General features: G+C 56.9%; 20 protein-coding genes. 11 read left to right on the forward strand and 9 right to left on the reverse strand.

The features are described 5' to 3' along the window. Window positions 1–57 precede the first annotated feature (57 nt). Both UTM25_RS22565 and yoaE read left to right on the forward strand, forming a co-directional pair. Entirely contained in the window at window positions 58–216 is a 159-nt protein-coding gene (locus UTM25_RS22565) for a protein YoaL (RefSeq protein WP_414146741.1), read from the forward strand. After that, window positions 204–1763 (forward strand): CNNM family cation transport protein YoaE, encoded by a 1560-nt coding sequence (gene yoaE, locus UTM25_RS01270; RefSeq protein WP_033145827.1) that lies wholly within the window; start codon window positions 204–206, stop codon window positions 1761–1763. Before UTM25_RS22565 ends, yoaE begins: the two co-directional genes overlap by 13 nt. A gap of 6 nt (window positions 1764–1769) precedes the next feature. Here the strand turns inward: yoaE and UTM25_RS01275 are convergent, their stop codons facing one another. The 4 genes from UTM25_RS01275 to pabB all read right to left on the reverse strand — a co-directional run bounded on the left by UTM25_RS01275 (window position 1770) and on the right by pabB (window position 6958). After that, window positions 1770–3368 carry a cyclic diguanylate phosphodiesterase gene (locus UTM25_RS01275; protein WP_194399507.1) on the reverse strand — a complete coding sequence of 533 codons (1599 nt, stop codon included), beginning with the start codon at window positions 3366–3368 and terminating at the stop codon, window positions 1770–1772. Window positions 3369–3498: 130 nt separating this feature from the next. Next, on the reverse strand, window positions 3499–4863 hold the full coding sequence (sdaA, locus tag UTM25_RS01280) for an L-serine ammonia-lyase (protein WP_023312197.1): 1365 nt from the start codon (window positions 4861–4863) through the stop codon (window positions 3499–3501). Between the two features lie 184 nt (window positions 4864–5047). Beyond that, window positions 5048–5626, reverse strand: coding sequence for a CoA pyrophosphatase (locus UTM25_RS01285; protein ID WP_023312196.1), 579 nt, complete (start codon window positions 5624–5626; stop codon window positions 5048–5050). Window positions 5627–5632: 6 nt separating this feature from the next. Beyond that, window positions 5633–6958 (reverse strand): aminodeoxychorismate synthase component 1, encoded by a 1326-nt coding sequence (pabB, locus tag UTM25_RS01290; RefSeq protein ID WP_194399626.1) that lies wholly within the window; start codon window positions 6956–6958, stop codon window positions 5633–5635. 61 nt (window positions 6959–7019) lie between these two features. Here pabB and UTM25_RS01295 point away from each other — a divergent pair, with 61 nt between their 5' ends. Further along, window positions 7020–7211: a YoaH family protein gene (locus tag UTM25_RS01295; RefSeq protein ID WP_033145823.1), complete on the forward strand. Its 192-nt coding sequence runs from the start codon at window positions 7020–7022 to the stop codon at window positions 7209–7211. A gap of 6 nt (window positions 7212–7217) precedes the next feature. Here UTM25_RS01295 and UTM25_RS01300 read toward each other — a convergent pair whose 3' ends face one another. Next, window positions 7218–7562 (reverse strand): RidA family protein, encoded by a 345-nt coding sequence (locus tag UTM25_RS01300; RefSeq protein ID WP_023312193.1) that lies wholly within the window; start codon window positions 7560–7562, stop codon window positions 7218–7220. 133 nt (window positions 7563–7695) lie between these two features. Between UTM25_RS01300 and UTM25_RS01305 the strand changes: the two genes are divergently transcribed. The 5 genes from UTM25_RS01305 to rnd all read left to right on the forward strand — a co-directional run bounded on the left by UTM25_RS01305 (window position 7696) and on the right by rnd (window position 14075). Continuing rightward, the gene (locus tag UTM25_RS01305; protein WP_194399506.1) at window positions 7696–9606 is read left to right on the forward strand and encodes a helicase C-terminal domain-containing protein; all 1911 of its coding nucleotides are present in this window, start codon (window positions 7696–7698) and stop codon (window positions 9604–9606) included. Between the two features lie 66 nt (window positions 9607–9672). Next, a complete protein-coding gene (gene tsaB / locus UTM25_RS01310) occupies window positions 9673–10368 on the forward strand; it encodes a tRNA (adenosine(37)-N6)-threonylcarbamoyltransferase complex dimerization subunit type 1 TsaB (RefSeq protein WP_194399505.1) in 696 nt (231 codons plus the stop codon). A gap of 37 nt (window positions 10369–10405) precedes the next feature. After that, entirely contained in the window at window positions 10406–10987 is a 582-nt protein-coding gene (locus UTM25_RS01315; RefSeq protein ID WP_194399504.1) for a Slp family lipoprotein, read from the forward strand. Window positions 10988–11190: 203 nt separating this feature from the next. After that, on the forward strand, window positions 11191–12876 hold the full coding sequence (gene fadD, locus UTM25_RS01320) for a long-chain-fatty-acid--CoA ligase FadD (protein WP_194399503.1): 1686 nt from the start codon (window positions 11191–11193) through the stop codon (window positions 12874–12876). A gap of 71 nt (window positions 12877–12947) precedes the next feature. Next, window positions 12948–14075 (forward strand): ribonuclease D, encoded by a 1128-nt coding sequence (rnd, locus tag UTM25_RS01325; protein WP_088545039.1) that lies wholly within the window; start codon window positions 12948–12950, stop codon window positions 14073–14075. Window positions 14076–14149: 74 nt separating this feature from the next. Here the strand turns inward: rnd and minE are convergent, their stop codons facing one another. From minE to minC, 3 genes are read right to left on the reverse strand one after another with little or no spacing between them, the layout of a single operon-like run. After that, window positions 14150–14419 carry a cell division topological specificity factor MinE gene (minE, locus tag UTM25_RS01330; protein WP_008500504.1) on the reverse strand — a complete coding sequence of 90 codons (270 nt, stop codon included), beginning with the start codon at window positions 14417–14419 and terminating at the stop codon, window positions 14150–14152. A 3-nt stretch (window positions 14420–14422) separates the two neighbouring features. Next, window positions 14423–15235, reverse strand: a complete 813-nt coding sequence (minD, locus tag UTM25_RS01335; protein WP_023312187.1) for a septum site-determining protein MinD — start codon at window positions 15233–15235, stop codon at window positions 14423–14425. Between the two features lie 23 nt (window positions 15236–15258). Then, window positions 15259–15966, reverse strand: a complete 708-nt coding sequence (minC, locus tag UTM25_RS01340) for a septum site-determining protein MinC (protein ID WP_023312186.1) — start codon at window positions 15964–15966, stop codon at window positions 15259–15261. 123 nt (window positions 15967–16089) lie between these two features. On the opposite strand from minC, the gene UTM25_RS01345 reads away from it, so the two are divergent. From UTM25_RS01345 to UTM25_RS01355, 3 genes are all read left to right on the forward strand, one after another. Further along, complete coding sequence (locus UTM25_RS01345; protein WP_029742143.1) at window positions 16090–16365, forward strand: YcgL domain-containing protein; 276 nt, start codon at window positions 16090–16092, stop codon at window positions 16363–16365. A 47-nt stretch (window positions 16366–16412) separates the two neighbouring features. Further along, window positions 16413–17072, forward strand: coding sequence for a fumarylacetoacetate hydrolase family protein (locus tag UTM25_RS01350; protein WP_029742142.1), 660 nt, complete (start codon window positions 16413–16415; stop codon window positions 17070–17072). Between the two features lie 93 nt (window positions 17073–17165). Then, on the forward strand, window positions 17166–17606 hold the full coding sequence (locus UTM25_RS01355; protein WP_024909872.1) for a YcgN family cysteine cluster protein: 441 nt from the start codon (window positions 17166–17168) through the stop codon (window positions 17604–17606). Between the two features lie 124 nt (window positions 17607–17730). On the opposite strand, the gene dsbB is transcribed toward UTM25_RS01355, so the two are convergent. After that, complete coding sequence (dsbB, locus tag UTM25_RS01360) at window positions 17731–18261, reverse strand: disulfide bond formation protein DsbB (protein WP_024909807.1); 531 nt, start codon at window positions 18259–18261, stop codon at window positions 17731–17733. Window positions 18262–18291: the final 30 nt, after the last annotated feature.

The raw sequence follows: 18291 nt of genomic DNA on the forward strand, positions 1-18291 counted from the left end.
TCTGATATGTTTAGCCTCCGTTTAATCGTTCAGGAGTATAGGGTTACAGCCCACTATATGGACCGTCACCGACGTCAGTCATCAACCAGGCCATTACGCGCCTTATTCACCGGCGATCCTCGCCACGTATCGACTCTGTTTGCCTCTGTTTTGCCCACGTTGAGTGGGGCACCGTTTCGTCATTCCTTTAGCAGGAGCTTGTCATGGAATTCTTAATGGACCCGTCAATCTGGGTGGGATTGCTCACGCTGGTGGTGCTGGAGATTGTTCTCGGCATTGATAACCTGGTGTTTATCGCCATCCTTGCGGACAAACTGCCGCCAAAACAGCGTGATAAAGCGCGTCTGATTGGTCTCTCGCTGGCGCTGGTTATGCGACTGGGGCTGCTTTCCGTCATCTCCTGGATGGTCACGCTGACCAAACCGCTGTTCTCCGTCATGGACTATACCTTCTCCGGGCGTGATTTAATCATGCTGATCGGGGGGATATTCCTGCTTTTCAAAGCGACGACGGAGCTACACGAGCGGCTGGAAAACCGTCAGCACGATGATGGGCACGGTAAAGGCTATGCCAGCTTCTGGGTGGTGGTGCTGCAGATTGTGGTGCTTGATGCAGTCTTCTCGCTGGATGCGGTGATCACGGCGGTCGGCATGGTGAATCATCTGCCGGTAATGATGGCGGCAGTTGTCATTGCTATGGCGGTCATGCTGCTGGCCTCGAAGCCGCTGACGCGCTTCGTCAACCAGCATCCGACGGTGGTCGTGCTGTGTCTGAGCTTCCTGCTGATGATTGGTCTGAGCCTGGTGGCGGAAGGTTTTGGCTTCCATATTCCGAAAGGCTACCTGTACGCCGCGATTGGCTTCTCGATTCTGATCGAGCTGTTCAACCAGATTGCGCGCCGTAACTTTATTAAGCAGCAGTCGAATCAGCCGCTGCGCGCCCGTACCGCAGACGCGATTCTGCGCCTGATGGGCGGTCGTCGTCAGGTGAACGTCCAGTCTGATTCCGAAAACCATAACCCGGTTCCGGTCCCGGAAGGGGCGTTTGTGGAACAAGAGCGCTACATGATTAACGGCGTGCTCTCCCTGGCCTCCCGTTCGCTGCGCGGCATCATGACGCCGCGCGGGGAGATCAGCTGGGTTGATGCAAATCTAAGCGTCGATGAAATTCGCCAGCAGCTGCTCTCTTCTCCGCACAGCCTGTTCCCGGTGTGTCGCGGTGAGCTGGATGAGATCATCGGCGTGGTGCGGGCAAAAGAGATGCTGGTGGCCCTGGAAGAGGGCGTCAACGTGGAAGCCGTTGCCGCCGCGTCGCCTGCGATTGTCGTGCCGGAAACGCTGGATCCTATCAACCTGCTCGGGGTGCTGCGCCGCGCTCGCGGTAGCTTTGTTATCGTCACCAACGAGTTTGGCGTGGTGCAGGGACTGGTTACGCCGCTGGACGTACTGGAAGCGATTGCCGGTGAATTCCCGGATGCCGACGAAACGCCTGAGATCGTTGCCGACGGTGAAGGCTGGCTGGTTAAAGGTACCACAGACCTGCACGCGCTCTCGCACACGCTGGGGCTGGAAAACGTGATCAACGATGAAGAAGACATCGCGACCGTTGCCGGTCTGGTGATCGCCGTTAACGGACAAATCCCGCGCGTCGGCGATGTGATCGAGCTGGCGCCGCTGCACATTACGATCGTTGAAGCCAACGACTATCGCGTTGATATGGTTCGTATTGTTAAAGAACAATCAGCCCACGACGAAGATGAGTAAGTCGGCTTAGCGCAGCGGCATTAAGGGCACGATGTGCCCGTTATGATGCGCTGGCGGGGATGAACTTCCCGCCAGCCACTTCGGAAAATCCCGTAGCGGCATGGGCCGCGCATAGAAAAAGCCCTGCAGGACAGGCACGCCATGGCGGCGCAAGTAGCGCGCCTGCTCCTCCGTCTCGACCCCTTCAGCCACCAGTTCAATATTCAGCCGCTGTCCCAGCGCAATAATCATATCCGTCACCGTCGAGTTCACGGCGTCGGTACCGATGGCGGTGGTAAACGACTGGTCGATTTTCAGCACGTCCGGGTGCAGCTTTTCAAGCCAGGAGAGGGAGCTGTTCCCGGTACCAAAATCGTCGATGGCGAGCTTCACCCCTTTGCGATGCAGTTCGCGCACGATGCGATAATCCGCATCCAGCAGCGCATCCCGTTCCGTGAGTTCAATCACCAGCTGCTGACGCGGACCGGCGCTGAACCAGAGGCGGTTCAGGTCCTGTATCAATGCCGCATGACGGAAATGGCTGGCGGCGACGTTAATCCCAATGTGAAAACCGGCGCTGGAAGGGAAGTAGCCTATCTGGCGCACCGTTTCGGCGATGACATAGCGGGTCAGGGGGACAATCTGGTTATGCTCTTCTGCCAAAGGGATAAACACCTCCGGGGTGATCCAACCCTGACGGGGGTTATTCCAGCGCAGCAGGATCTCCACGCCGGTGCACGCCTGGGTACGGGCATTCACCAGCGGCTGGCAGAAAAGCTCAAATTCCCGCGCCGCAATGCCCATATCGATCTCCCACGTAAAGCTCATCCGGTTTGCCGTTGCCAGCCAGGCGAGATAGCCCAGCAGCAGGCTGAGCATGAGTCCCAGCGGCAGCTGGGCTGGCAGGCTTTTTAAGGCTAATTCTCCAGGGCCTGGCCCGCTGACCGTAATGGTGAAAGGGTTTCGGGTTGACGATTGCCGGAAAAGAGAGCCCTCCTCATCAAACGTCAGGCTATCGCTGACGCGTTGTCCATAGCGCAGAGAGCGATCGCCTACGGTTAGCGCCACGTCATTGATGAGCGGGCGCTGGGGCTCGAGGATCATTTTGGCAATCAGATCGATATTGATGATTTCGATAACGCCAGCTTCACCGTCCTGAGAGACGGGATACCACTGGATCAATATCGGGCTACCCTTAAGCAGCCACTGGTCGCTCGATAAAATCAGCTTCGCCGTGCTGGCGGGTAATTCTTTCAGGAAGTCGCGAACGGGCACATTGCGGCTCCCGAAAATACTCGAGCAGTACAGGATTCCGTCGTTAATCAGGGCGATGGAGCGTACCGTCTGCAAAATGGCGGCCTGCTTTCGCAGCGCCAGGTGCGCCTGCGGGCAGGGCTGCCCCACCAGGGGCTGCAGCACGCTGCGGCGGTTCTCTAAAGAAAGCAGGACGTTATCAAGGGCGCGAACGGTGTGGCTGGTAAAATCGAGGATCCGCTGTTGGTTAACATTGCGCTGTGAAATAAAGCGAATGCCTAACGTCAGGATGAGCGTGAGGAGCGCAACCGTCACACAGACGATAACGCGTTTTCGGCGATAGTTTTTAATGATCGTTTGTGCAGTTTGCATGAACGGTCGCCTGATAAGCCACCAGCCACAAAAGCCGGACGCAACAGTAAAAGTGTAGTGGGGAAAGCAGAAGGAGACGAGAAAGAAGAGGGAAATTCGCCCATCCGTTGCAGATGGGCGAAAGGCAGTATTAGTCGCACTGCACCTTTATGGCCAGGCCACCACGGGACGTCTCGCGGTATTTCGCGTTCATGTCCTTGCCGGTTTCGTACATGGTTTCAATCACCTTATCCAGCGATACGCGAGGTTCGCTGGTACGGCGCATCGCCATCCGTGAGGCGTTGATGGCTTTCACCGAGGCAATCGCGTTACGCTCGATGCACGGCACCTGCACCTGGCCCGCGACCGGGTCACAGGTCAGACCGAGGTTATGTTCCATACCGATTTCCGCCGCCACGCAGACCTGCTCAGGGCTTGCGCCCAGCAGCTCTGCCAGACCCGCCGCCGCCATGGAGCAGGCAACGCCCACTTCACCCTGACAGCCCACTTCCGCACCGGAGATGGAGGCGTTCATTTTGTACAGCGCACCGATGGCACCTGCCGCCAGGAAATAGCGGATGTAGATGTCCGGCGTCACGGGCTCAATAAAGTGATCGTAATACGCCAGCACTGCCGGAACGATACCGCACGCACCGTTGGTTGGCGCCGTCACGACGCGGCCACCGGCGGCATTCTCTTCGTTAACCGCCAGGGCAAACATGTTTACCCAGTCGACCACGTTCATCGGGTCATTGGAGAACTTGTCCGTGGTCACCAGCATACGGCGCAGGGCAGAGGCACGACGCGGTACGCGCAGTGGACCCGGCAGAACGCCTTCGGTGTTCATCCCGCGGTCGATACAGGCGCGCATGGTTTGCCAGACGTTCGCAAAATAGTCTTCAATCTCTTTTTTGCTGTGCAGGGCCAGTTCGTTCTGCATCACCATGCCGGACAGTGAAAGACCGGTCTCTTTGCAGTAGCCCAGCATCTCGGTAGCCGATTTGAACGGGTAAGGTACGCTGACGTCGCCGACGCTGTCTTTGCCAAAATGCTCTTCATCCACGATGAAGCCACCGCCGATGGAGTAGTACGTTTTGCTGTAAATCTCTTTTTCGCCGCTGTAAGCGTGAATGGTCATGCCGTTTTCATGCAGCGGCAGGTTGTCGCTGCGAAAACGCATGCCGTCATCCTGCGGGAAATCGACTTCCTGCTGACCGTTTGCCAGCAGCAGGCGGCCGCGTGTTTCCACGTCGCGGATGAATGCCGGGATGGCATCAATATCTACGGTATCCGGCATATTGCCTGCCAGACCCATAATAATGGCGATATCGGTGTGGTGGCCTTTACCCGTTAATGACAGCGAGCCGTAAACATCCACGGCGACACGGGTAACGCTTTCCAGTAATCCTTTTTCGACCAGATCATCGACGAACTGTTTACCGGCCTTCATCGGGCCAACAGTATGGGAAGACGAAGGGCCAATTCCCACTTTGAACATGTCGAATATACTAATCACTTTCACACTCCTGACAGGGTTACCGGGGTTCCAGTAACGATGTTATAACTGCGCATAGTGTAAGAGGGAACACCGACCTCGGCTTAACTATTCACATGAATTAAACTAATGGTTAACGATGGGTTTTGCTAATAGCGCGACGCGGATCGCAAACCTGCGAAAAAGGATGGAATGTAAAGTATAGTCAAGGTTTCAGGCCGATTTGCAGCGCCAGTTCGCGAATGATGCCCGCCGTCATGCCCCAGACAAAATAATGCTGATACCAGGACAACCAGACCCGATGGTCATGCCCCCGTCGATGGATATCCAGCGGATGATAACGACTTAGCCGGAGCGCCTCTTCAAGCGGCATTTCAAACACCGCAGAGACTTCATCGACGCTGGCGTGATACTGCAGACCGGGCGGGATAATGCCCACCACCGGCGTGACCTGAAAACCGGTAACGCTGTCGACGGGCGGCAGCACGCCGATGACCTCAACGGCCTCCGGCGGAATGGCAACCTCTTCCTGCGCTTCCCGCAGCGCGGCGGCAATCAGCGAGGCGTCGGAGCTGTCCACTGCGCCACCCGGAAAGGCGACCTGACCCGCGTGCTTACGCAAATGGGGAGAACGCTGGGTGAGCAGCAGGCCCGGTTGCGCGCGACGCACGACCGGGATCAGCACGGCCGCCTGACGCTGGTTCAGCGCTTCGCGGTTGACCTGCGGTCGTAATAGCTGAAAGCGAGATAAAAAATCGTCCAGCGTCAGGTTCTCTTTTTCCACCCGTGATTACTCCAGTTGTTTCAGGATACGGTTAACTTTATCAAAGGTTTCCTGATATTCCGCATCGACCTGGCTATCGGCAACAATGCCGCCCCCGGCCGAACAGTAAAGGTTTCCGTCGCAGGCCGTCAGCGTGCGAATGGTAATGCTGGTATCCATGGTGCCGCACAGGCTGATATAGCCGATGCTGCCGCACCAGGCGTTGCGGCGGTGCGGCTCCAGTTCGTCGATGATTTCCATGGCGCGAATTTTAGGCGCGCCGGTGATGGAGCCGCCCGGAAACGCGGCACGGAGCAGATCGCAGGCGGTGCGAGAGGCGGGTAGACGCGCGGTAATGGTACTGACCAGGTGATGCACCGCCGGGAAAGGCTCGACGACAAACAGTTCCGGCACGCGCACGCTGCCCGGTTCGGCGACGCGGCCAATGTCGTTACGCATCAGATCGACAATCATCAGGTTCTCGGCGCGGTCTTTCGGAGAGGCGGCCAGCTTTTCCGCCTGCTGGCGATCGGCGTCGGGATCGGCAAGACGCGGCAGAGTGCCTTTAATCGGACGGGTTTGAATCGTGCCCTCGGCCAGATGAATAAAGCGCTCGGGTGACAGGCTGAGTATGGCCCCCCGTTCCAGACGGACAAACGCGCTGAACGGCGCCTTGTTGCTGGCGTTAAGACGGGTAAACGCCTGCCACTCATCTCCCTGGTATGTCGCCTGGAAGCGCTGGGCGAGGTTAACCTGATAGCAGTCACCGCTTTGCAGGTACGCCTGAACGCGCGCGAATTTTTCGGCGTACTCCGCTGCGCTCATATTTGAGCGCCAGCCTGAGGTCAACGTAAACGTCTGTGCCGGTGCAGGCTGTTGCGCCTCAAGCCACGCCAGACGCGCCTGCACGTCATGATGGCTCAGCAGGGAAACCGTATTTTTCTGGTGATCGACTATTAACGCCCAGTCATACAGCCCCACGGCCATGTCTGGCATGGAAATATCAGCCTGCGCATGCTCCGGCAGCGTTTCGAAACGGCGACCCAGATCGTAGCCAAACAGGCCCAGCGCGCCCCCCTGAAAAGGGAGATCCGGGCTCGGCGCGGCAGATAAGCCCAGCGCGTTAATGGCCTGCTGCAGCTGCTTCAGGGGATCGTCCGTTAACGACAGGTCATCGGTTGTCAGCGTCTTTAGCGGATCGGCCACCAGAATATCGAAGCGGCTATAGGGATGGTCCGCATGGCCGGAATGCAGCAGCATCGCAAACGGAAGATGGCTCAGGCGGGCAAACCAGAATTCGGCAGCGTCTGCACGCCAGGGCAGGGTAATAACAGTGGGGAAGCGCATGTTCATGTGTGGCATACTACCGGGCAGCGTGAAATAATTAGCGCGAATAATTTAGCAGGAGTTGACAATGTTTGCAGGTTTACCTTCTCTGAGCCATGAACAGCAGCAGAAAGCGGTTGAGCGAATTCAGGAACTGATGTCCCAGGGGATGAGCAGCGGACAGGCGATTACCGTTGTCGCAGAGGAGATTCGCGCCAGTCATTCCGGCGAGCGGATCGTGGCGCGTTTCGAAGATGAAGATGAAGATCCAGAAGAGTAATCGGGCCTACACCGCCGCGATAATCTTAATCTCTACCTTATATTCCGGCTTCATCAGCGTGGCCTGTACGGTACAGCGTACAGGCGCGTGACCCGCCACTACCCATGCATCCCAGGCTTTGTTCATCGCCGCGAAATCCTCTTTGTTTGCCAGGAAAATCGTCGCATCCAGAATGCGGGATTTGTCGCTGCCCTGTTTTTCCAGCACCGCGTCAATCTGCGCCAGGGTGTTAGCCGTCTGCTCGAACGCATCCGCATCCAGGTTAGCCGGTACGCCGGTGTAGTAGAGCGTCTGGTTATGGATCACCACATCAGACCAGCGGGCTTCGGCATCAATGCGCACAATTGTCATAAACGTTTCCTCGTTATTTTTCGTCGTCAGGCGGCAAGACTGCCATATTGTTCTCGTGTCGTCACTATTTGGGGTGGCACAGGAGAGGATGGGCTGACATAATCCCTGTGCAAAAATACAGTGAGAGAGCACCGTGGCAGACGATTTTTCCCCTGAAGGTCAATTAGCGCAGGCTATTCCCGGCTTCAAGCCCCGTGAGCCTCAGCGCCAGATGGCGCACGCCGTTGCACGCGCCATCGATAAGGCTCAGCCGCTGGTGGTCGAAGCCGGAACCGGCACGGGTAAAACGTATGCTTACCTTGCTCCGGCGCTGCGCGCGAAGAAGAAGGTGATTATTTCCACCGGTTCGAAGGCGCTGCAGGATCAGCTCTACAGTCGCGATTTGCCCACGGTGGCGAAAGCGCTGAAATACAAGGGGCGTCTGGCCCTGCTGAAGGGGCGCTCTAACTATCTCTGCCTGGAACGTCTTGAGCAGCAGGCGCTGGCGGGTGGCGACCTGCCGGTGCAAACCCTCAGCGACGTTATTATCCTTCGCGCCTGGGCGAACCAGACCGAAGAGGGTGATATCAGCACCTGCGCGAGCGTGCCGGAAGATTCCCCGGCCTGGCCGCTGGTGACCAGCACCAACGACAACTGCCTCGGCAGCGACTGCCCGCTGTATAAAGACTGCTTCGTGGTGAAAGCGCGCAAAACGGCTATGGATGCGGACGTGGTGGTGGTGAACCACCATCTGTTCCTCGCGGATATGGTCGTGAAGGACAGCGGTTTCGGCGAGCTGATCCCGGCGGCGGACGTGATGATCTTCGACGAAGCCCACCAGCTTCCGGACATTGCCAGCCAGTACTTCGGCCAGTCGCTTTCCAGCCGCCAGCTGCAGGATCTGGCGAAAGATTTCACCATCGCTTACCGGACCGAACTCAAAGATACCCAGCAGCTGCAGAAGTGCGCCGACCGTCTGGCGCAAAGCGCGCAGGATTTCCGCTTACAGCTCGGCGAGCCGGGCTATCGCGGTAACCTGCGCGAGCTTCTGGCGGACAAAAACATCCAGCGCGCGCTGCTGCTGCTCGATGATGCCCTGGAACTCTGCTACGACGTGGCAAAGCTGTCGCTTGGCCGTTCTGCGCTGCTGGATGCGGCCTTCGAACGCGCCACGCTTTATCGCGGGCGGCTCAAACGGTTGAAAGAGATTAACCAGCCGGGGTTCAGCTACTGGTATGAGTGCACCTCGCGGCACTTCACGCTGGCGCTCACGCCGCTGACGGTGGCGGATAAATTTAAAGAGGTGATGGCGCAAAAACCGGGAAGCTGGATCTTCACCTCGGCAACCCTGTCGGTGAATGACGATCTGCATCACTTCACGGAACGTCTTGGCATTGAGGATGCGGAATCGCTGCTCCTGCCCAGCCCGTTCGATTACGAAAAACAGGCGCTGCTCTGCGTGCCTCGTAATCTGCCGCTGCCGAACCAGCCGGGCGCGGCGCGCCATCTGGCCGCGATGTTAAAACCGATGATCGAGGCCAACAACGGCCGCTGCTTTATGCTCTGCACCTCTCATGCCATGATGCGCGACCTCGCCGAGCAGTTCCGCGCCACCATGACGCTGCCGGTGCTGCTGCAGGGAGAAACCAGCAAAGGCCAGCTTTTACAGCAGTTTGTCAGCGCCGGAAATGCCCTGCTGGTAGCAACCAGCAGCTTCTGGGAAGGGGTCGATGTGCGGGGGGATACGCTCTCGCTGGTGATCATTGATAAGCTGCCGTTTACCTCCCCGGACGATCCGCTGCTGAAGGCGCGCATGGAAGACTGCCGTCTGCGCGGGGGCGATCCGTTTGACGAGGTACAGCTCCCGGACGCGGTGATTACGCTCAAGCAGGGGGTAGGGCGATTAATCCGCGACGTCACCGATCGTGGAGTGCTGGTCATCTGCGATAACCGGCTGGTGATGCGCCCTTACGGAGCGACCTTCCTCGCCAGCCTGCCGCCCGCGCCGCGGACGCGGGACATAAAACGCGCGGTGCGCTTCCTGGCAAACCCAACGGCGGAGTAATTTACCCCGGAGTGTGCTAAGATGCGCGCCATTTTGTGACTGACCCTTGCGAGAGCGCGACGACTGATGCGAATTCTGGCTATTGATACCGCGACAGAGGCTTGCTCTGTCGCTCTGTTGAACGACGGTGCTGTTTCTGCTCATTTCGAAGAGTGCCCACGGGAACACACCCAACGCATTCTGCCCCTGGTAAAAGCCATTTTAACCCAGGGCAACACCTCCTTAACCGACCTCGATGCGCTGGCCTTTGGCCGTGGCCCCGGCAGCTTTACGGGCGTACGTATCGGGATTGGCATTGCGCAGGGGCTGGCGCTGGGCGCCGAACTGCCGATGATCGGCGTCTCTACCCTCGTCACGATGGCGCAGGGCGCATGGCGCATGGCCGGGGCAACGCGCGTCCTGGCCGCAATAGATGCCCGCATGGGCGAAGTTTACTGGGCCGAATACACCCGCGACGAGCAGGGCGTGTGGCACGGTGAAGAGACGGAAGCCGTGCTTAAGCCGGAAGCGGTCACTGAACGACTGCAGCAGCTCTCCGGTGAGTGGGCAACCGTCGGCACCGGCTGGCAGGCGTGGCCTGACATGGCAAACGACACCGGGGTGACGCTGGTGGACGGCAACATGCTGCTGCCGGCTGCGGAAGATATGCTTCCGATTGCCTCCCGGCTGCTCGCGGCAGGAAAAACCGTTGCCGTTGAACACGCGGAGCCGGTTTATTTGCGAAACACCGTTGCGTGGAAGAAACTTCCGGGCCGCGAGTGAATCTCAGTAACAGGAACTGAGAAAAAGGAGTCGCATCATGGCGGTTCAGACTAAAGTAGTACGCCTTATTATGGCAGGCGCGGTTGCCATAGCACTGAGCGGATGCGTTTCCGTTCCTGATGCGATTAAGGGCAGCAGCCCGACGCCACAGCAGGATCTGGTGCGAGTGATGAATGCGCCTGAGCTTTACGTCGGCCAGGAAGCGCGCTTTGGCGGTAAGGTCGTCGACGTACAAAACCAGCAGGGGAAAACCCGTCTGGAGATCGCGACCGTTCCGCTGGACAGCGGCGCGCGGCCGGTACTGGGTGAGGCCTCTCGCGGGCGTATCTATGCGGACGTCAATGGTTTCCTCGATCCGGTCGATTTTCGCGGACAGCTGGTGACCGTCGTCGGGCCGATTACCGGCGCCGTGCAGGGTAAAATCGGCAGCACGCCGTATAAATTTATGACCATGCAGGTGAACGGCTATAAACGCTGGCGGCTGGCACAGCAGGTGATCATGCCGCCTCAGCCGATGGATCCGTGGATGTGGGGTCCACATCCTTATCGTTACGGCTACCCGGGCTGGGGCTGGTATAACCCGGGCCCTGCACAGGTTCAGACGATCGTTACTGAGTAACTTACTGTTATTGTTAGAAAAGGGACAGCGGCTCAGCCGCTGTCTCTGTTTTTTTACGGATAAAACGAAAAAAAAGAGTGACGCGCTTCGCAACCTTAAATGTGAACAATTAATAAACTGGTACGCTGAGTTAATATAATGTTAACAAACTGTTTATTATCGGGGTTGTGATGACGACGAACACTCATTTCAGAGGTGATGCATTGAAGAAGGTTTGGCTTAACCGTTATCCCGCAGATGTTCCTGCTGAGATCAATCCTGACCGTTATCAATCCCTGGTGGAATTATTTGAGCACTCGGTAAGGCGCTACGCGGACCAGCCCGCATTCGTGAATATGGGCGAGGTCATGACGTTCCGTAAGCTTGAGGAGCGTAGCCGCGCGTTTGCGGCGTATCTTCAGGAAGGGCTGGGGCTGCAAAAAGGGGACCGCGTCGCGCTGATGATGCCAAACCTGCTGCAATACCCGGTGGCGTTGTTTGGTATCCTGCGAGCCGGGATGATTGTCGTCAACGTTAACCCGCTGTATACCCCGCGCGAGCTGGAGCATCAGCTGAACGACAGCGGCGCGGCCGCGATTGTCATTGTGTCCAACTTCGCCCATACCCTGGAAAAAGTGGTCGACAAAACCCAGGTTAAACACGTCATCCTGACGCGCATGGGGGATCAGCTCTCCACCGCCAAAGGCACGCTGGTTAACTTTGTCGTGAAATACGTCAAGCGCCTGGTGCCAAAATACCACCTGCCGGACGCCATCTCCTTCCGCCGCGCGCTGCAAGCGGGCTACCGTATGCAGTATGTGAAACCCGAAGTGGTGGCGGAAGATCTTGCGTTTCTGCAATACACGGGTGGGACCACCGGCGTCGCCAAAGGGGCCATGCTTACCCACCGCAATATGCTGGCAAACCTTGAACAGGTGAACGCTACCTACGGGCCGCTGCTGCATCCGGGCAAAGAGGTGGTGATCACCGCGCTTCCGCTGTATCACATCTTTGCGCTGACCATGAACTGCCTGCTGTTTATTGAACTGGGTGGTCAGAACATCCTCATCACCAACCCGCGCGATATCCCGGGCCTGGTGAAAGAGCTGGCGAAATATCCGTTCACCGCCATGACCGGGGTTAATACCCTGTTTAACGCGCTGCTTAATAACAAAGAGTTCCAGCAGCTGGATTTCTCCACGCTGCATCTCTCTGCGGGCGGCGGCATGCCGGTTCAGCAGGCGGTCGCCGAGCGCTGGGTGAAACTCACCGGCCAGTATTTGCTGGAAGGCTATGGGCTGACGGAATGTGCTCCGCTGGTCAGCGTGAACCCACACGATATCGACTATCACAGTGGAAGCATTGGTCTGCCGGTTCCTTCCACCGAGGCCAAACTGGTCGATGATAACGATAACGAAGTCGCGCCGGGCGAACCGGGTGAGCTTTGCGTCAAAGGTCCACAGGTCATGCTGGGTTACTGGCAGCGTCCCGACGCGACTGACGAAATCATTAAAGACGGCTGGCTGCACACCGGTGATATCGCGGTAATGGATGACGAGGGCTTCCTGCGCATCGTCGATCGCAAGAAAGACATGATCCTGGTCTCCGGCTTCAACGTCTATCCGAATGAGATCGAAGACGTGGTTATGCAGCACAGCGGCGTACTTGAAGTGGCGGCTGTCGGCGTCCCTTCCGGCAGCAGCGGTGAAGCGGTTAAGATATTTGTGGTCAAGAAAGATCCTTCCCTGACGGAGGAGGCGCTGGTAACGTTCTGCCGTCGTCAGCTGACGGGCTACAAGGTGCCTAAGCTGGTTGAATTCCGCGATGAGCTGCCGAAATCCAACGTCGGAAAGATATTACGACGAGAATTACGTGACGAAGCCCGTGGCAAAGTAGACAATAAGGCCTGAGCTTCACGCTAATCGCCCAGACGCCGGTTAAGCCGGCGTTTTTTATGGGCGCAAACAAAAGAGAACCCGCTTTGAATTACCAGATGATCACGACCAACGACGAGCTGGCTTCGCTGTGCGAAGTGACGCGCGACTTTCCTGCCATTGCCCTGGATACCGAGTTTGTCCGTACCCGGACCTATTATCCGCAGCTGGGTTTGATTCAGATGTACGACGGTAAACACGTCTCGCTGATTGACCCTCTCGGTATTACCGACTGGACGCCGATGCGTGACCTGCTGCTCGATACCGCCGTGACGAAATACCTGCACGCAGGCAGTGAAGATCTGGAAGTCTTTCTGAACACCTTTGGCATCATGCCCCAGCCGCTAATTGACACGCAGATCCTCGCGGCATTCAGCAATCGTCCGCTCTCATGGGGCTTTGCTGCCATGGTGGAGGAGTATACGGGCCTGACGCTGGATAAAAGCGAATCCCGTACCGACTGGCTGGCACGCCCGCTTACCGAGCGTCAGCTGGAGTATGCGGCGGCAGACGTGTTTTACCTGCTGCCGATTGCCGGACAGCTGATGAAAGAGGCGGAAGCCTCCGGCTGGCTCGCTGCTGCGCTGGACGAGTGCCGTATGACCCAGCAGCGTCGTCAGGAAGTGGTCGACCCGAAAGAGGCCTGGCGCGATATCAGCAACGCCTGGCAGCTGCGCACGCGTCAGCTGGCATGCCTGCAGCTGCTGGCAGACTGGCGCTTGCGTAAAGCGCGCGAGCGCGATCTGGCCGTTAACTTTGTGGTTCGCGAAGAGCATCTCTGGGCGGTCGCGCGCTATATGCCGGGCAGCCTGGGCGAGCTGGACAGCATTGGCCTCTCGGGCAGCGAGATCCGCTTCCACGGTAAAACCCTGCTGGCGCTAGTCGCCAAAGCGCAGGAGCTGCCGGAAGATGCGCTGCCGGAACCGCTGCTTAACCTGATGGACATGCCGGGCTATCGCAAAGCGTTTAAGGATATCAAAGCGCTGGTGCAGGCAGTTGCAACGGAAAGCAAGCTGAGTGCGGAACTGCTCGCCTCACGTCGTCAGATTAACCAGCTGCTGAACTGGCACTGGAAGCTGAAGCCGCAGAATGGCGTGCCGGAGATGATGGCGGGCTGGCGCGGGGAATTGATGGCCGATCGCCTGAATACGCTGCTGGAAGGTTACCCGCGATAAAAAATATGCCGGGCGATATACCCGGCATATTTCCCCGGTGGCGCTGCGCTTACCGGGGCGACGAAAACACAAACCTACGGACGCGACTCTTCCGCTTCCGGGAGCGTAACGTTCAGCTCCAGAATCGAAATATCCCCGTCTTTTTGTTCCAGCTGCACCGTGACCATCTCCGGGTCAATCTGCACATACTTACAGATCACTTCCAGGATGTCCTTGCGCAGCTGCGGCAGGTAGTGAGGCTCGGCGTCGCTACGACGACGCTCCGCAACGATAATTTGCAGACGTTCTTTTGCGATGTTGGCGGTGTTCTTTTTCCGCGAGAGAAAAAAGTCCAGTAATGCCATAACTTATCCTCCGAACAGGCGTTTGAGGAAACCTTTCTTCTCTTCTTCAATGAAGCGGAAAGGACGTTCTTCTCCCAGCAGACGGTCAACGGTATCGGCGTAAGCTTTACCTGCATCTGCCATTGTATCAAGGATCACTGGCTCGCCCTGGTTAGAGGCGCGTAACACGGACTGATCTTCCGGGATAACGCCCACCAGCTTAATGCGCAGGATCTCCAGCACGTCTTCCATGCTCAACATGTCACCTTTGTTCACGCGGCCCGGATTGTAGCGGGTGAGCAGCAGGTGTTCTTTAATCGGGTCTTCGCCATTTTCCGCACGACGGGATTTAGAGGCGAGGATGCCCAGAATGCGGTCTGAGTCACGCACGGATGAAACTTCAGGGTTAGTGGTGATGATCGCTTCATCAGCGAAGTAGAGCGCCATCAGGGCACCGGTTTCGATGCCGGCAGGGGAGTCGCAGACAATGAAGTCGAAATCCATTTTTTTCAGATCGTCGAGCACCTTTTCCACGCCTTCACGGGTCAGGGCGTCTTTGTCACGCGTCTGAGAAGCCGGGAGAATGTAGAGGTTCTCGGTGCGCTTGTCTTTGATCATCGCCTGGTTAAGCGTGGCATCGCCCTGAATGACGTTTACGAAGTCATACACGACGCGACGCTCACATCCCATGATGAGGTCGAGGTTACGCAGACCGATATCGAAGTCGATAACGATGGTTTTCTTTCCCTTCTGGGCCAAACCAGTAGCGATGGCCGCGCTGGAGGTGGTCTTGCCAACGCCTCCTTTACCCGAAGTAACAACAATAATGCGTGCCATAGAAATTCCTTGTTAAAAAGGGATCAATTCAACGGTTGAACGGTCAACGCGTCGTCTGCCAGAAGCAGGCGAGCCGCTTTGCCATAAAATTCGGCTGGGATCTTGTCGCTCAGCCAATATTCACCTGCGATGGACACCAGTTCCGCCGTCAGGTGAGTACAAAATATTTGCGCATCTCGATCGCCACTTGCACCTGCGAGCGCACGTCCACGCATCATACCGTATACGTGAATATTGCCATCTGCAATCAGCTCAGCGCCAGCACTGACGTGGCTTGTAACAATCAGATCACAGTTTGGTGCATAAATGCGCTGACCGGAACGAACCGGCACATCAATCATTCGCGTTTTTGTGACGGTAGTAACGTTTTGCACCGCAGGAGGGGGCGTTTGCACGGCAACGGGTGCCGCACGCGAGGCTTTTTCTTTGCCCTCATTCAGAAGGGGCAGCCCCGCACGCTCAATTTCCGCTTTCAGCTCAGTATCTTTGCAGCCGCTGATGCCCACGATACGCAGTCCGGTCGAGGAGACGGCCTGCTGGAGAAGTTTCCAGTTAACCGGAGCCTCAAGACCGCTGACGTTGATAACAACAGGGGCGTGCTTCAGAAAGGCGGGAGCCTGGGCGATTTTGTCTTCTAACGCCTGACGAATAACCTCGGGTTTTGCATCATGCAAATGTACCACTGATAAGGTGAAGCTACTGCCTTTAAGCTCGATGGGCGTGTTTGACATCCTGGCCTTACTCAATTTGCTATTAACCGCAACCACTCGCTGCGATATTCCGAAGAGTATCAGGCATGTTATAGTCAGGAGTATATTGAGGCAAGCAACCACCCATTAATTCAGAGTAAAAACATGTTTTGTGTGATCTACAGAAGTACAAGCCGTGACCAGACCTATCTTTATGTCGAAAAGAAAGACGATTTTTCACGCGTGCCTGAAGAATTAATGAAGAACTTTGGCCGACCACAGCTGGCGATGCTGCTGCCGCTCGATGGTCGTAAGAAACTGATTAACGCCGATCTGGATAAAGTGAAAACGGCCTTAGCCGAGCAAGGCTATTATTTACAGCTTCCACCGCCACCCGAGAATTTATTAAAACAGCATCTTGAGGCGAACGGTAAAAAATAGTCTCAACTGTTTTTGGGCACAACACATCAACCGTTTAGGGGTCGACCATGTATCAACATCATAACTGGCAAGGTGCATTACTGGATTATCCCGTCAGCAAAGTGGTTTGCGTGGGCAGCAACTACGCAAAACATATTCAGGAGATGGGCAGCGCGACGCCAGAAGAGCCGGTCCTGTTTATTAAGCCTGAAACGGCGCTTTGCGATATCCGCCAGCCGCTGGCGCTGCCCCAGGGGCTGGGTTCGGTGCATCACGAAGTTGAACTTGCCGTGCTGATCGGCGCGACGCTGCGCCAGGCCTCGGAAGAACATGTTAAAAAAGCGATTGCCGGATACGGCGTGGCGCTGGATCTGACCCTGCGTGACGTGCAGGGCAAAATGAAGAAAGCCGGGCAGCCGTGGGAAAAAGCCAAAGGGTTTGATAATTCCTGCCCGATCTCGGCGTTTGTGCCGGTGAGCGAATTTACCGGCGATCCGCAGGACACGCCGCTCAGCCTGAAGGTTAACGGCGAGATCCGCCAGCAGGGCACCACGGCGGACATGATCCACAAGATTGTGCCGCTGATCGCCTACATGAGCCGCTTCTTTACCCTTAAACCAGGCGATGTGATCCTGACCGGAACCCCAGAAGGCGTTGGCCCGCTACTCAGCGGTGACGAGCTTGAGGTCGGTTTTAACGGCCTGTCGCTGAAAACCCGCGTGCTGTAACCCCATCTTGCCGCCTGAAGAGGGCGGCAAAACTTGCAACAACGTGCCAGACTCGTTATAAGGTGCGCTTTCTTTTGACGTGTGGACATCCTGATGAACGACATCCCTTTCTGGCAAAGCAAAACTCTCGACGATATGACTGACGCGGAATGGGAATCATTGTGCGACGGCTGCGGGCAGTGCTGCCTGCACAAGCTGATGGATGAAGATACGGACGAAATCTACTTCACCAACGTTGCCTGCAAGCAGTTAAACATTAAAACCTGCCAGTGCCGCAACTATGAGCGCCGGTTTGAATTTGAGCCTGACTGCATCAAGTTAACCCGGGATAATCTGCCGACGTTTGAATGGCTGCCGCATACCTGCGCGTATCGCCTGCTGGCGGAAGGGAAAGGTCTGCCTGACTGGCATCCGCTTTTAACCGGTTCAAAAGCGGCGATGCACGGTGAACGCATTTCTGTGCGCCACATCGCGGTGAAAGAGTCCGAGGTGCGTGACTGGGAAGACCACATCATGAATCACCCGACCCGTTGAGATTAAAAAACCCGCCGAGGCGGGTTTTTTATTGTGTTTGTTCGGCCTGATGCCCTCACCCCAGCCCTCTCCCACGGGAGAGGGCGCAAGCACTAAAAAGGCAACCGAGGTTGCCTTTTTGCTTTTACCTTCCGAACAGATCGCGTTTCTTTGGTTTGAACGGCTGGGCAATCAGCACCAGCAGCGCCACGACGAAGTAGGCCGCAAAAATGCCCACCAGCCACTGCGGCATCTCTAGCGTCAGGAATTCCCACTGACGAACGGAGCAGTCACCGGATGCGACAAACACCTGCGGCAGCCATTTGTCCAGCGGCAGCCAGCTTGGGAAGCGGGCGGCAAAATCACAGGTCATAAACGGTGACGGATGCAATTGCATCATGGTGTGCTGCCAGGAGAGTTCAATGCCTTTCCAGGCGCTGTAGATCCATATGGCAATACCGGCATAGCGAAGCGGCGATTTTGGGGCAATCGCGCCCACCAGGCCCGCACCCATAATGCCGAACAGCGCGCAGCGTTCGTAAATACACAGTACGCAAGGTTTCAGTCCCATTACGTGCTGGAACCACAGCGCGACCATTTCCAGCGCAAAGGCGGTCAGGGCCATTAACAACCACGCTCCGCGACCGCGGGAGCACTGGTTTAAAAATCTCAACATAATCATTTCCCTGGAACATGCTTAGAAAGC

The sequence above is a fragment of the Enterobacter sp. 61D5 genome, assembly GCF_034107965.1.
Lineage (GTDB): Bacteria > Pseudomonadota > Gammaproteobacteria > Enterobacterales > Enterobacteriaceae > Enterobacter > Enterobacter cloacae_M.

What these genes read in the sequence shown, in the direction of transcription:
- UTM25_RS01315 (WP_194399504.1), top strand. Translation starts at nt 10,406, where the DNA reads ATGGCGGTTCAGACTAAAGTAGTACGCCTTATTATGGCAGGCGCGGTT.
- dsbB (WP_024909807.1), bottom strand. Translation starts at nt 18,261, where the DNA reads ATGTTGAGATTTTTAAACCAGTGCTCCCGCGGTCGCGGAGCGTGGTTG.
- minC (WP_023312186.1), bottom strand. Translation starts at nt 15,966, where the DNA reads ATGTCAAACACGCCCATCGAGCTTAAAGGCAGTAGCTTCACCTTATCA.
- minE (WP_008500504.1), bottom strand. Translation starts at nt 14,419, where the DNA reads ATGGCATTACTGGACTTTTTTCTCTCGCGGAAAAAGAACACCGCCAAC.
- tsaB (WP_194399505.1), top strand. Translation starts at nt 9,673, where the DNA reads ATGCGAATTCTGGCTATTGATACCGCGACAGAGGCTTGCTCTGTCGCT.
- UTM25_RS01300 (WP_023312193.1), bottom strand. Translation starts at nt 7,562, where the DNA reads ATGACAATTGTGCGCATTGATGCCGAAGCCCGCTGGTCTGATGTGGTG.
- UTM25_RS22565 (WP_414146741.1), top strand. Translation starts at nt 58, where the DNA reads ATGGACCGTCACCGACGTCAGTCATCAACCAGGCCATTACGCGCCTTA.
- minD (WP_023312187.1), bottom strand. Translation starts at nt 15,235, where the DNA reads ATGGCACGCATTATTGTTGTTACTTCGGGTAAAGGAGGCGTTGGCAAG.
- UTM25_RS01345 (WP_029742143.1), top strand. Translation starts at nt 16,090, where the DNA reads ATGTTTTGTGTGATCTACAGAAGTACAAGCCGTGACCAGACCTATCTT.
- UTM25_RS01295 (WP_033145823.1), top strand. Translation starts at nt 7,020, where the DNA reads ATGTTTGCAGGTTTACCTTCTCTGAGCCATGAACAGCAGCAGAAAGCG.
- UTM25_RS01275 (WP_194399507.1), bottom strand. Translation starts at nt 3,368, where the DNA reads ATGCAAACTGCACAAACGATCATTAAAAACTATCGCCGAAAACGCGTT.
- yoaE (WP_033145827.1), top strand. Translation starts at nt 204, where the DNA reads ATGGAATTCTTAATGGACCCGTCAATCTGGGTGGGATTGCTCACGCTG.
- UTM25_RS01355 (WP_024909872.1), top strand. Translation starts at nt 17,166, where the DNA reads ATGAACGACATCCCTTTCTGGCAAAGCAAAACTCTCGACGATATGACT.
- pabB (WP_194399626.1), bottom strand. Translation starts at nt 6,958, where the DNA reads ATGAACATGCGCTTCCCCACTGTTATTACCCTGCCCTGGCGTGCAGAC.
- UTM25_RS01350 (WP_029742142.1), top strand. Translation starts at nt 16,413, where the DNA reads ATGTATCAACATCATAACTGGCAAGGTGCATTACTGGATTATCCCGTC.